Here is a 13,976-nt window from a genome sequence, read left to right on the forward strand (position 1 = left end):
GCGATTTAAATCGGATAACTACTAATTTGTAGATTCTCTTTCAATCAAGTGGGTTTCTATAATTTCAGTTTTGTAGTTTTCATCTTCCTCATCTTCGGCTTCAAGTCGGTCAATAAGCATTTTAGCAGCTTTATTTCCCATTTTTACACCACTTTGACTTACAGTGGTAATAGTTGGAGTAGAATATTTAGAAATGATACCATCTGTAAAAGCAATTACTGCTAGATCTTTAGGGACATTCAAACCTATTTTATTGGCAGTTTTGATTATTGTTACGGCAAATAGTTCGTTTACAGCAAAAACCGCATCAATAGCCTTGTCCTCTAAGAGTTTACTAATGGTGATTTCACAGGTGTTTACGTCTTCAATTTTAATGATTAGATCTTCATTAAATGGAATTCCGTTATCCAACAGCGCTTTTGTGTAACCATCAGTTCTTAATTTTCCCACGCTCACGTAGTCAACAGTAGTTACTAGAGCTATTTTTTTTCGGCCTTTGTCAATCAAGCTTTGAACGGCTTCATAAGCTGCAGCTTGATCATCAATAATTACTTTATCACACAAGATGTCACTTGTCACACGATCAAACATGACAACAGGCATTCCTTGATTGATAACTTCAGTAATGTGATGAAAATCAGCTTTAAATTGGGTTTCTTTTGATAAAGATATGATAAAGCCATCAATGCTGCCATTTGCGAGCATTTCCATATTTAAAACTTCTTTGTCAAAAGAATCATCAGATAGACAAATGATTACGCTATACCCGTGTTCATTAGCCACTTGTTCAACACCATTTATTACAGTAGAGAAAAAATGATGCACAATTTCAGGAATGATGATTCCTATGGCTTTAGTTTTTCGGTTCTTTAAACTTAGGGCAATATTATTAGGCTTGTAGTTGTAAAATTTCGCGAAAGCTTGAACTTTAAGTCTTGTCTCTTCGCCTATTTCAAGACTATTTCTTAGGGACTTGGAAACGGTAGAAATGGAAACGTCTAATTCTTTTGCAATTTGTTTAAGCGTTATTTTCCTTTTCATATTAATATTTGGTAAAAATTTATTTCTCAATAAAGGTAAAATTTTATTTTTAATATGGTAATTATACTCTCAAAATTTTCAATAAAATAGAAAGTTTTCAACACTATTACGTTTTCGTAACCTGATATTTTTTTTAGGTTGTTGAGTGTATTAAATTTTACATAAATTTAACATTCGAAGTAATTGTTAAAGCTATAACGCAACCAAAACAAAATTAAATTAAAATAAACAAAAAGTATGAAAACAATTTATAAAAAGTTGTTGATTTTAGTACTGTTACTCCCATTTAGTATTCTGGCTCAGAGTACAGTAAGTGGAACTGTTGTTGATAAAACCACTGGTCAACCTTTTCCTGGAGTTAACGTCAACGTTCAAGGTGTTAAAAATGGTGTATCTACGGATTACGAAGGGAAATACCAATTAAATAATGTAAAAGCAGGAGACAAGATTGTTTATTCTTTTATAGGATATACAACTGCTGTTGTGGAATACCTAAGCCAAAAAACAGTTAATGTGAGCTTGCAAGAAGATGCAAACCAGTTAAAAGAGGTAGTGGTGCAAGTAGGTTACGGAACTGTTAAGAAAAAAGATGCTACTGGTGCTGTAACAGTATTAGGGACGAAAGATTTTAACAAAGGAGCAAACGTAACTGCTGAGAATTTATTAAACGGTAGAGTAGCAGGGGTTACTGTGAATACTAGTGGTGCGCCAGGTTCTGGTTCTCAAATTAGAATTCGTGGTGGATCATCTTTATTTGCAAGTAATGATCCTTTAATTGTTATTGATGGATTGCCAATAGAGAATAACTCTGATAAAAACTTTGGTTCAACTTCTATTTTAGCATCAATTAATCCAAGTACTATAGAGTCTATGACTGTTTTAAAAGATGCTTCGGCTACTGCTATTTATGGTTCAAGAGCTTCTAATGGTGTGATTATCATTACTACTAAAAAAGGAAGTAAAAACTTAGCTGTTGATTATAATTTTCAATATGGTAGTGGATCACTTGATAAAACGATTCCAGTATTTAATGCGGATCAATTTAGAGCATTAATTGCTGATAAGCGTCCGAGTGATTTATCTAAACTAGGTACTGCAAACACAGATTGGCAAAAAGCAATTTATAGAAGAACGGATTATGTTGATAATAACGTTTCTATAAGAGGTAACTTATTTAATACAATACCTACTCGTTTAACTATTGGTAATACCTACCAAGAAGGATTACGATTAACAAATACGTTCAATAGAAACACAATTGGTTTAGCTTTAAACCCTTCTTTCTTGAAAGATCATTTAAGAATAAAATTGAATGCCAATTACGCTAATGAGAAAAATAGATTTGCAGAAGGTGTTGAGGGTTCAGCAATTCGTTTTGATCCTACACAACCTATTTACAGCGCGGGATCAATTTATGGAGGTTTCTTTGAATATTACAACCGAATCAACGGTGAATTGTCTCCTAATTCACCACGTAATCCAGTTGCTCAATTGTTACAAACATTTGATAAAGGATTAAATAATAGATTTTTTGGTAACTTTGAGGTAGATTATAAATTTCATTTCATGCCAGCTTTACGAGCTGTAGTAAATGCAGGTTTTGATCAAGCGGATGGAGAAAGGTCTAAAACAGCTTCGAGATTTGCTGCGAGCTCAGGTGCAAATAACAATATGCCTTTTGGGACAAATGAATTTTCAAAAAGTGAAAGGAAAAACAAGTTGCTAGATGCTTATTTAGTGTACAACAAAACATTTGATAAACTTGTTTTTGATGCTACAGTAGGATACTCTTACCAAAAATGGGATTCATATAATTATGTAACAGGAAATACAAACGACCCAAATTTACTACCAGCCTCTCAGGATGGTTTCCCGAGAACCTATATTGATATAGATAGAGTAAATGTTGGATTCTTTGGAAGATCTAACTTAAATTTTAATGATAAATATTTATTAACTTTATCTTATAGAAGAGACGGTTCTTCTCGTTTTGATAAAAATAACAAATGGGGTAATTTCCCTGCTGCTGCATTTGCTTGGAAAATTAAAGAAGATTTATTGTCAAATAACACTACAGTATCTGACTTGAAATTTAGAGTAGGGTACGGTATTACTGGGCAACAAGAAATAGGTAACAATAATGATTTCCTACAACAATATAATGTAGGAACCGGTAGCTCTCAATATTATTTTGGTACAGTTGCTTTGCCTATTGTGGTTTCTGCAAGACTAAGTAATAACCTTAAGTGGGAAGAAACTACTACTTACAACGCCGGTTTAGATTTTGGTTTGTATGACAATAGAATTACAGGTAGTGTTGAGGTTTTTTACAAAGACTCTAAAGATTTATTAGCTGATGTAGCTACTGCTGATGGAAGTAACTTTTCTAACCGATCTTGGCAAAACATTGGTAGCTTTACTACAAAAGGAGTTGAACTATCATTGAGTGCTGATATTATTAGATCAGAAGCTGTAAACTGGAATTTAAACTTTAATGCCACTACTTTTCAAAGAGAGATAACAAAATTAACAACAGATTTAATTGTAACAGGTGATCTTATTGCAGGTACAGGAAGTCAAGGGCAAGTACATCAAGTAGGTTTTGCTCCATTCTCTTTCTTGCTGTATAAACAATTATTTGATACTGCAGGAAAACCAATCGAGAATGGATATCAAGATTTAAATAATGATGGTGTGATCAATGCTAATGATAAATATGTATACAGAAATCCAGATCCAAAAGCTACTTTTGGTTTAGCTTCAACATTAAATTATAAAAACCTTGATTTCTCTTTCAACTTAAGAGCGAGTTTAGGAAATAGAGTGCTTAACGCTGTTAATGCTGGAAGAGCTCAATATGATCAATTAGTACCTGATGCTATGGTAGGTAACATTCCTACATCAGTTTTAGATACTGATTTTAAAACAACATCAAATGTATTTTTATCTGATTTGTATGTAGAAAACGCATCGTTTTTAAGAATGGATAACATCACATTAGGGTACACTTTCCCAAAATGGTTAGAAGGGAAAGCATCACTACGTTTGTTTGCTGGAATGCAAAACGTTTTTGTAATTTCTGATTATTCAGGTTTGGATCCAGAGGTTGCTAATAATGGTGTTGATAAAACAATTTATCCTAGACAACGTTCTATTTTAGGTGGGGTTAATGTTAAATTTTAATAATTAAATTATGAAAAAAATAAATTTTATTTACATACTATTCGCTTTCGCGACCTTACAATCGTGTACCGGTGATTTAGATGTTGTAGCTGAGGATTCTCGTGTGCTAACGCCTGCGGAGTTGTTTTCTACGCCTCAAGGGTACAAGCAAGCACTAGGAGGAGTTTACGGTAATTTAAGCTTGACAGGAACTGGTGATGCTGGTTCGTCTTTCTTACAAGGTATTGATGCCGGTACAAGCCAGTTTGGTCGTTGTATGTGGTATTTACAAAATTTAACTACTGATGAGGTAGTGTGGACTTATGAGAATGACGAAGGGACTGCTGAACTTCAGCGTAATATATGGTCATCTGCTAATCCTATTTTATTGGGAATGTTTAGTAGAACCATGGCTGAGGTTGCTCTAGCTAATGATTTCTTGAGACAATCTACTCCAGCTTTGCTTAGTTCAAGAGGAATTACAAGTCCAGCCGATGTTGCTGAGATCAATTTTTATAGAAATGAAGTACGTGTATTAAGAGCATTTGCTTATTATAACATGATGGACTTGTTTGGTAAAGCACCGTTTGTTACTGAAAATGATCCTTTAGATTTTAAAGGACCACAATATAACAGACAGCAGCTTTTTACTTTTATTGAAAAAGAATTGAATGAGGTTATTCCTAATTTAAAAGCAGCTAGAACAAATGAGTACGGAAGGCTAGACAAAGCTATGGCTCAAATGATTTTGGCTAAGATGTATTTGAATGCTCAAGTTTACATTGGTACTCCAAAGTATGCTGAGTGTATGGCAAAATGTCAAGAGGTAATTGCTGGTGGATATACCTTAACTACAAAATACCTAGACAACTTTAAGGCAAATAACCATACTTCATCTGAAATGATTTTTACATTACAATCAGACGGGGTAAAAACTCAAAATTATGGTGCAACAACTGTTATGATTAACGGTCAAGTTGGCTCGGTTGAGTCTAATGGTGCTGAGTTTGCTGTAGGTGGTTGGGGTGGTGCCCTTAGACTTAGAAAACAATTTGTTGAAAAGTTTGATGGTTCTCAATTTAATAATGATGAGAGAAAAACGTATTCTGCAGGTTCTAGACCTATTGATATTGCTGATTTGACCAATGCTGGACAAGGTTACATTTTACGCAAGTATTCTAACAAAACATCAACAGGTGTTGCTGGTGTAAACTCTACTTTTGTAGATACTGATTTTCCACTTTTTAGATTGGCTGATGCTTATTTAATGTATGCCGAAGCTCAAATGAGAAAAGATGGTGCTACAAACACTAATAATGCTACAACTGCAACAGCTCAGTCATTAACTTATATTAATGCTTTAAGACAACGTGCAAATGGTGGAGCAACAATTGCAAATGTTACGCAATCACAAGTGAATCTTGATTTTATGATTGACGAAAGATCACGAGAATTGCATTGGGAAGGACACAGACGTCAAGATTTGATTCGTTTTAACAAATATGGTGGTGGATCTTACAATTGGGCTTGGAAAGGTAATATTGCAAATGGAACTTCTATTCCTTCTGAGTTGAATGTGTTTCCACTTCCTAGCGCTTCTATTACTGCAAATCCAAACTTAACTCAAAACACGGGTTACTAATATAATATTTAATTCAAAAAACATAAAAGATGAAAAATTTTAATAAAATTGTACTGGCTATGTTAAGTTTAGTAGCCATTTCATGTACCGATGACATTCAAAATACGGATAGAGAGCCAGTAGCAGCAACTACTGCACCTGTATTATTGACTCCAAAAGGAGATTTTAATATTGTCCTTACAAAGGCTACCGAAAAGGATATTGCAACAACAATGGTTTGGGATGACGCTGCTTATGCGGGAACTTCAACTGTTGTAAATTACAGTATTGAAATTGCAAAAGCAGGTACTAAATTTGCTAGTCCAACAGTAGTAACTACAACTACAAGTCGTTTTAAAAGTATTACAGTTGCTGAGTTAAACGCAGCTTTAATAAACGGAGGTTTTATTGACAAGCAAGAAAATCTAGTTGATATTCGTATTAAATCATCAGTGGGTGCTGCTGCAACTGCTGCTCAATTTTCTAATTCGTTTACAATCAAAGCTACTCCATACCGTGTACCACTAGCATCATCACACTGGTTAGTAGGTGCTGCCACTCCTGGTGGATGGACATGGGATAACGATGCAGAAACTGAGTTTCCTCTTGTACAGGGTCAAACTAATGTGTACCAAGTATCAGTAGTATTGAAAAACGGTGAAGCATTTCGTATCTTTTTAGGAAATAACTTTACAAGCAACGGAAATTGGGATTCAAGTAGAAATTACCCATTTTATGCTAATTCAGGTTATACTATTACACCAGAGTTAGTTAATGCAAATGATGGAGATAGTAATTTTAAATATACAGGAACTACAGGTTTAAGAGTACTGAAAGTAGATGGAGTTGCTAAGACGATCACTTTAAATTAATTTTTTTTTTTGATAAAAAAGGGCTGTCATACAGATAGCCCTTTTTTTATTTCACTACATCTAACTCTTTAAACCATGAAAAAAATTGTACTTTTTGTATTGTTTTGTGTATCGCTATCGGTTTTTGGGCAGCAACAAAACATAACGTACGTAATTACTCCTTCAACTTTTGAAGAAACTAATTCTATAACTATTACCATCAATGGGAGTAGTGTAAATGAGTCTGCTTGGGGAGTAACGGGCAATGCTTTATATATTTGGGCATGGTCTTTTGACATCAATGATGCAAATATTGTTGATTGTCCTACTAACGGTGCATGGACAGCTTCTAATGAAGCGAACCGATTTACGTATGATTCGGGCTCAGATACCTACACAAAAACATTTACACCAAACACTTTTTACAGTAGAAACGGAATCGGAAGAATCGGTTTTTTAGTAAAAGCTAAAGACGGTACGGGAGATAAAAAATCGCAAGATATAATCAATGAAGTAGGTTCATTTCAAGTAACATTGACTGCTCCTTCAGAAAACAGCGCAACTATCATTTCTAGTGGCGGAAGTTTGAATATTTCAGCTTCAAATTCGGGTGGTAGTGCGAGTTATGTATTAAAAGCAAACGGAGTAACAGTAAACACAAACCCTGCAACTGCTAGCTACAATTTTAATCAAACAGGAATTAATAGCAATCAAAATTACGAACTTCAAGTAACTCAAGGTGCCACAACAATTAGTAAAAAATTTAGCGCTATTGTAAACCCAAATGCTGCTAGCCAAGCCATACCAATGGGGTTGTTAGATGGTATAAACTATAATAATGCGGATGCCTCAAAAGCAACACTTGTACTTGATGCGCCATTTAAAGATTTTGTTTACGTTGCAGGAAGTTTTAATAATTGGCAACCTACAGACGTTTATGCTATGAAAAAGGACCCGATCTCTGGCAAGTTTTGGTTAGAATTAACAGGCTTAACATCTGGAGTAAATTACACCTATCAATACTGGGTTGTTGATGCTACTCCAAGTGCTGGATCACCATCACTTGTAAAAACAGCCGATCCTTATTCTACTTTAGTTTTGTCTCCTTTTGATGATGGGGGCATTCCCGCTTCAAAATATCCAAACATGCCTGTGTATCCTGCTGGTCAGGAACGTGAGGTAACAGTATTGCAAACTGGTAAAACACCTTTTGCATGGAGTGCTGCTACAACTAGTTTTGTCAAACCAGCCAAAGAAAAACTAGTTGTTTACGAATTATTAGTGCGTGATTTTGATGCTAATAGAAGCTATCAGGACTTAATTAATAAGATTGATTATTTCAAAAATTTGAAAATAAATGCAATTGAGTTAATGCCTGTTATGGAGTACGAAGGCAACGAAAGCTGGGGATACAACACCTCATTTCACATGGCATTAGACAAGTTTTATGGTACTTCTGATAAACTAAAAGAATTTATTGATTTGTGCCATCAAAACGGAATTGCAGTGATTCTTGATGTGGCGTTAAATCACGCTTTTGGTCGTAATCCTATGGTTCGTATGTGGATGAACGATCCAGATGGTGATGGTTGGGGTTCACCCTCTACTGAGAATCCTTATTTTAATACAACAGCCATGCACAGTTACAGTGTGGGTGAAGATTTTAATCATCAGCAACCTAGAACACAAAACTACGTGCAACGGGTCATTAAACAATGGGTTGAAGAATATAAAATTGATGGATTTAGATGGGATTTAACCAAAGGATTTACCCAAAATTGCCCAGCTAATGTGGCAGGTGGTCAGGAAAATTGTACTGGAAATAGACAGCAAGATAGAGTAGAGGTATTGCAAAAATATGCCGATTATTCTTGGAATTTAGATCCAAATCACTATGTTATTTTTGAACATTTAGGCGGAAATGACGAAGAGCAGCAATGGGCCAATTACAGATTGAATGAAACACCAAGTAAAGGAGTAATGATGTGGGGAATATTGACAAGTCAATACAACAATCTTACAAAAGGATTTGCTGGAAACATATCAGGAATGAACGCGTCTAGCAGAGGGTTTACGGGTCATCGATTAATGGGCTACGCTGAAAGTCATGATGAAGAACGTTTGATGTACAACAACTTACAGACCGGTAACAGTTCTGAGGCCAATCATGATGTTAAAAACTTGAATATTGCATTATCCAGAATGTCTGCTTTGGGAGCCGTTTCATTATTAGTTCCTGGACCAAAAATGATTTGGCAATTTGGGGAGTTAGGTTGGGAAAAGTCAATATTTTCTTGTAACAATGGTGTTGTAAACACACCTTCTGATGGTACTTCTGGCGATTGTAAGCTAGATACAAAACCACAACCGCAATGGACTGGTAACTGGCTTGGGGATACCAATAGAAGTAAAATTTACGATGATTGGGCCAAAATGATTACCATGAAAACAATCGAACCGGTTTTTTCTGGTACTGCAAGCATTGCAAACACGAGTTCGTTATACCCTAACATTAAAATTACAAACAGCGCTTTGGCTTCAAGCCAATTAAAAGATGTTTTAATCCTAGCTAATTTTAATATAACCGCTCAAACAGTTCCATCTGGTTTTGCTTATACAGGTACATGGTATAATTTGATGGACAATAGTGAAATTGTAATTTCAAGTACATCACAACCAATATCTTTACAGCCAGGTGAATTTAAAATATACGGGAATAAAACAGCTTCTTTGGCAATTGCCGATTATGAAGAATCACCATCAATTGTGTTGTATCCAAACCCAGCAACTGATTATTTTACATTGAATGAAACTACTTCTAAAGTTCAAATTTTTTCTATCACGGGACAATTGGTTAAAAGTTTTGATGCTACTAAAACAGCAGGATCTCCATTTTTAGTTAGTGATTTGAATCAAGGACTTTATATTGTAAAAACATTGGATGAAAATAATGTCATGAAGGTATTGAAGTTATTGAAGAATTAATATTTGGTTGAATTAGTTAAAAACGGCTGTCCCTAAAAAGACAGCCGTTTTTGTATAAAAAAACTGCTCCAGAAATGAAGCAGTTTTTCAACAACAAATTAAAACTAAAATTTAAATTTTACCATCTTTGATTTCGTCCACAATTTCAGGATTCAACAAGGTTGAAGTATCTCCAAAATTAGAGTAATCTCCTTCGGCTATTTTACGTAGAATTCTACGCATGATTTTGCCAGATCTGGTTTTGGGTAAACCAGAGACAAACTGAATTTTATCTAACTTAGCAATAGGACCAATGTGATCTGATATGTGTTGATTAATTTCTTTACTCAGATTTTCTCTATCACGATATTCTCCAGTTTCTTTTAGAATTACAAAGCCATACAAAGCATTTCCTTTAATATCATGCGGGAAACCTACAATAGCACTTTCAGCAACCGCTGGATGTTCGTTGATAGCATCTTCAATAGGGGCTGTTCCAAGGTTATGACCAGAAACAATTACAACATCGTCTACACGGCCAGTAATTCTGTAATACCCAACTTCGTCACGCAAAGCTCCATCGCCAGTGAAATATTTACCTGGAAAGGTAGAAAAGTATGTGTCTTTGTAACGTTGATGATCACCCCAAATAGTTCTAGCAATTCCTGGCCATGGGAATTTAATACACAAACTTCCTGTAACTTGATTGCCCTCAATTTCGTTGCGTTTTTCATCCATCAAAACGGGTTGTATTCCCGGTAATGGTAATGATGCATAAGTAGGTTTAGTTGGTGTTACAAAAGCAATTGGCGATATCATAATTCCACCAGTTTCGGTTTGCCACCAAGTGTCCACTACAGGACATTTTTTATCACCTACGTGGTTGTTGTACCAGTGCCAAGCTTCCTCATTAATAGGTTCTCCCACAGATCCAATGACTTTCAAAGAAGTCAATTGGTATCGTTGTACAAATTCGATGCTTTCTTTCGCTAAAGCCCTAATGGCTGTTGGGGCGGTATAGAATTGAGTGACTTTATGTTTCTCAATAGTTTGCCAAAACCTACTGAAATCAGGATAGGAGGGAACGCCTTCGAAAATTACTGTCGTAGCTCCATTCAATAAAGGGCCATACAAAATATAGGAGTGTCCAGTTATCCAACCAATATCAGCAGTACACCAAAAAATATCATTTTCTTCGTAATTAAAAACATTCTTAAACGTATATGCAGTATACACCATATAGCCTGCAGTAGTATGAACCATACCTTTTGGTTTTCCTGTAGAGCCAGAGGTGTACAAAATAAACAACGGATCTTCGGCATCCATAATTTCAGCTACATTATTGTCTGAGGCAGCATCTAGAAGTGGCTGTAACCATTGGTCACGTCCCTCTTTCATAGGTATCGTGGTATGAATTCTTTTTGCAACTAAAACTTTTTCTACGCAATCGCAACTCAATAAGGCTTCGTCAACAATACTTTTTAAATCAATTGTTTTATTGCCTCGATAACCACCATCTGAAGTGATGACCATTTTGCAGGAGCTGTCATTAATACGAGCTGCCACCGCCGATGCCGAGAATCCTGCGAAAACAACGGAGTGAATAGCACCTATTCTTGCACAAGCTAGCGTAGTAACAGCTAGTTCTGGAATCATAGGCAAATAAATACATACGCGATCTCCTTTTTGTATGCCTTGCTCTTGTAAAACATTAGCCATTTTGCACACACGCTCGTGTAGTTCGTTATAGGAAATGTGCAAAGCATTTTCGGTTGGATCATTGGGTTCAAAAATGATGGCAGTTTTTGTTCCGTTTTTTGCTAAATGCCTGTCAATACAATTTTTAGTGATGTTTACTTTGGCTTCGGTAAACCATTTTATCTCGGCTTCAGCCATATTAAAATCAACCACTTTGTCCCATTCTTGGTACCAAGTAAAGTTTTCAGAGGCTACTTTGTCCCAGAATTTTTTTGGTTCACGAACTGATTTTTTGTAATGTTTAAAATATTCTTCTAAAGTATTAATTTTATAGTAACTCATTATGTTTGATAAATTTTATAAATTATAACTACCTATTTTATGTTTTTGTACTGTTTGCGTAATTTCGTCAATAATGGTTTCGTCATCAATTGTAGATGGAATTTGAAAGGTTTCACCATCAACAATACTTCGCATTAGTTTTCTCAAGATTTTTCCAGATCGTGTTTTTGGTAAACGTTGCACTACAACTACATTTCGCAGCGAAGCAACTGCGCCAATTTGCTGCCGAACCAGTTTTATAATTTCTTGTTCTAATTGGTATTGTTCCATTTCGGTTCCTAGTTTAGTCACAACCAATCCTAGCGGAACTTGTCCTTTTAGCTCATCGTGAATGCCTATAACTGCACATTCTGCAACACAAGGATGAGCAGCCACAACTTCTTCCATTTCTGCGGTTGACAAGCGGTGACCAGCTACATTAATAACATCATCGGTTCTTCCGGTAATAAAAATATAACCGTCTTCATCTTTATAACCACCGTCACCAGAAAGGTAATAGCCATCAAATTTGCTGAAGTAACTGGCTTTAAATCGGGCTTCATTTGCCCAAATTCCTAATAAGTTTCCGGGTGGCAATGGTAATTTTATGACCACAAGCCCTTCATCATTTGGACCTAGTTCTTGGCCGTTTTCATTGAAAATCTTAATGTCATAGCCACAAACTGCTTTTGTAGCCGAACCAGATTTGACAGGCATTTTTTCAATTCCAAGGGAGTTGGCAATCATGGGCCAACCAGATTCGGTTTGCCACCAATGGTCTATAACAGGAATCGGGATGTGTTCTTGATACCATTCTAAAGTAGCATTATCACAGCGTTCTCCTGCTAAAAATTGATTTTTTAAACAACTTAAATCGTATTGTTTGATGAATTCTCCGTTAGGATCTTCTTTTTTAATGGCTCTAATGGCAGTTGGTGCTGTAAACATGGTGCCTACTTTATGCTCCGAAATGATTCTCCAAAACGTACTGGCATCAGGTGTTTTGATGGGTTTGCCCTCAAATACAATGGTTGTATTTCGGTTTAATAATGGCCCGTACAAAATGTAGCTGTGTCCTACTGCCCAACCCATATCCGACGCTGCCCAAAAAACTTCATCTTGATTTACGTTGTAAATATGTTTCATCGAGAATTTCAATGCAACGGCATATCCTCCCGTATCTCTTACAATTCCTTTTGGTTTTCCTGTAGTTCCAGATGTGTATAAAATATAAAGCGGATGATTGGAAGGTAAGGCAACACAGGGCGTCTCTTCGGATCCGTACACCAATGCGTCATAATCTACATCATACTTCTTAAACGGAATTCTAGCTCCTAATTTTCTATTAAAAACGATTACTTTTTTTGGTCGGTGACTCGCTAATGCAATGGCTTCATCAACTAATGGCTTATAGGCAATTAATCGATCTACTTCTATTCCTGATGAAGCCGTAATGATGGCACGTGGTTTACAATCATCAATGCGGATAGCCAATTCATGTGGTGCAAAACCACCAAAAACAACCGAATGTATTACTCCAATTCGTGCGCAAGCTAACATTGCAAATGCTGTTTGCGGGATCATAGGCATGTAAATAATGGCCGTATCGCCTTTTTTTAACCCTAATGCAAGCATGCCACCTGCTAGTTTTGCTACTTCAGTTTTTACCTCAGAGTAAGTGTATTTTTTTACGGTTTGTGTTACTGGAGAATCATATATAATGGCAACTTGGTCGCCGTATCCATCTTGAATGTGTTTGTCAAGGGCTAAATAACAAATGTTCAATTCTCCGTCTTTGTACCATTGCGGATATCCATTTTCATCTTTCGATAAAATGGTCGCTGGTTTGTTGAACCATTCAATTTCATCGGCCTGTACTGTCCAAAATGCTTCGGGTTGGTCGATGCTTCGGGTATAAATTTCTTGGTATTTCATAGTGTTGAATTTGTTCTTTATTGAATTAAATCCTGGACTTGTTCTACTAACTTTTTGATCGAAAAAGGTTTTACTACATACAAGTTAGCACCTAATGAAAGCCCTTTTTCAATGTCTTTTTCTTTATTTTTTGCCGAAAGGAAAATTACCTTGCAATGTTGCAAACGTTCTTCTTTTTTTATTTGTTCCAATGTTGCAAAACCATCCACCATGGGCATCATGACATCTAGAATAATAACGTCTGGGAGTTTAGTTTGCAAAATGTCCAATGCTTCTTGTCCGTCACGGGCTATAAAAACCTCAAAATTGTTTTTTTTGAAAGTATATTCTAATGACATTACAATGTTTGGTTCGTCATCTACAATTAAAATTTTTTTCATGTT

At 35.7% G+C, this 13,976-nt stretch carries 8 protein-coding genes; 4 read left to right on the forward strand and 4 right to left on the reverse strand.

Annotated features, from left to right (window positions below; translation table 11 throughout):
- Positions 1-21 precede the first annotated feature (21 nt).
- Positions 22-1,041 carry a LacI family DNA-binding transcriptional regulator gene (locus LQ189_RS00845; RefSeq protein ID WP_230153894.1) on the reverse strand — a complete coding sequence of 340 codons (1,020 nt, stop codon included), beginning with the start codon at positions 1,039-1,041 and terminating at the stop codon, positions 22-24.
- 237 nt (positions 1,042-1,278) lie between these two features.
- On the opposite strand from LQ189_RS00845, the gene LQ189_RS00850 reads away from it, so the two are divergent.
- The 4 genes from LQ189_RS00850 (at position 1,279) to LQ189_RS00865 (ending at position 9,660) form a co-directional block, all read left to right on the forward strand.
- Entirely contained in the window at positions 1,279-4,224 is a 2,946-nt protein-coding gene (locus LQ189_RS00850; RefSeq protein ID WP_230153895.1) for a SusC/RagA family TonB-linked outer membrane protein, read from the forward strand.
- A gap of 10 nt (positions 4,225-4,234) precedes the next feature.
- Positions 4,235-5,845, forward strand: a complete 1,611-nt coding sequence (locus tag LQ189_RS00855) for a RagB/SusD family nutrient uptake outer membrane protein (RefSeq protein ID WP_230153896.1) — start codon at positions 4,235-4,237, stop codon at positions 5,843-5,845.
- 29 nt (positions 5,846-5,874) lie between these two features.
- Entirely contained in the window at positions 5,875-6,696 is an 822-nt protein-coding gene (locus LQ189_RS00860; RefSeq protein ID WP_230153897.1) for a SusE domain-containing protein, read from the forward strand.
- 75 nt (positions 6,697-6,771) lie between these two features.
- Positions 6,772-9,660, forward strand: coding sequence for an alpha-amylase family glycosyl hydrolase (locus LQ189_RS00865; RefSeq protein ID WP_230153898.1), 2,889 nt, complete (start codon positions 6,772-6,774; stop codon positions 9,658-9,660).
- A 111-nt stretch (positions 9,661-9,771) separates the two neighbouring features.
- On the opposite strand, the gene acs is transcribed toward LQ189_RS00865, so the two are convergent.
- From acs to LQ189_RS00880, 3 genes are read right to left on the reverse strand one after another with little or no spacing between them, the layout of a single operon-like run.
- Complete coding sequence (gene acs, locus LQ189_RS00870) at positions 9,772-11,679, reverse strand: acetate--CoA ligase (protein ID WP_230153899.1); 1,908 nt, start codon at positions 11,677-11,679, stop codon at positions 9,772-9,774.
- A gap of 15 nt (positions 11,680-11,694) precedes the next feature.
- Entirely contained in the window at positions 11,695-13,614 is a 1,920-nt protein-coding gene (locus tag LQ189_RS00875) for a propionyl-CoA synthetase (protein WP_255667910.1), read from the reverse strand.
- On the reverse strand, positions 13,611-13,973 hold the full coding sequence (locus LQ189_RS00880) for a response regulator transcription factor (protein ID WP_158728459.1): 363 nt from the start codon (positions 13,971-13,973) through the stop codon (positions 13,611-13,613). Before LQ189_RS00880 ends, LQ189_RS00875 begins: the two co-directional genes overlap by 4 nt.
- Between the last annotated feature and the right edge of the window lie 3 nt (positions 13,974-13,976).

This window comes from Flavobacterium sp. CECT 9288 (assembly GCF_918731615.1).
Lineage (GTDB): Bacteria > Bacteroidota > Bacteroidia > Flavobacteriales > Flavobacteriaceae > Flavobacterium.

Excerpts from the sequence above, each read along its gene's own strand:
- LQ189_RS00845 (WP_230153894.1), bottom strand. The coding sequence starts at position 1,041 with ATGAAAAGGAAAATAACGCTTAAACAAATTGCAAAAGAATTAGACGTT.
- LQ189_RS00850 (WP_230153895.1), top strand. The coding sequence starts at position 1,279 with ATGAAAACAATTTATAAAAAGTTGTTGATTTTAGTACTGTTACTCCCA.
- LQ189_RS00855 (WP_230153896.1), top strand. The coding sequence starts at position 4,235 with ATGAAAAAAATAAATTTTATTTACATACTATTCGCTTTCGCGACCTTA.
- LQ189_RS00860 (WP_230153897.1), top strand. The coding sequence starts at position 5,875 with ATGAAAAATTTTAATAAAATTGTACTGGCTATGTTAAGTTTAGTAGCC.
- LQ189_RS00865 (WP_230153898.1), top strand. The coding sequence starts at position 6,772 with ATGAAAAAAATTGTACTTTTTGTATTGTTTTGTGTATCGCTATCGGTT.
- acs (WP_230153899.1), bottom strand. The coding sequence starts at position 11,679 with ATGAGTTACTATAAAATTAATACTTTAGAAGAATATTTTAAACATTAC.
- LQ189_RS00880 (WP_158728459.1), bottom strand. The coding sequence starts at position 13,973 with ATGAAAAAAATTTTAATTGTAGATGACGAACCAAACATTGTAATGTCA.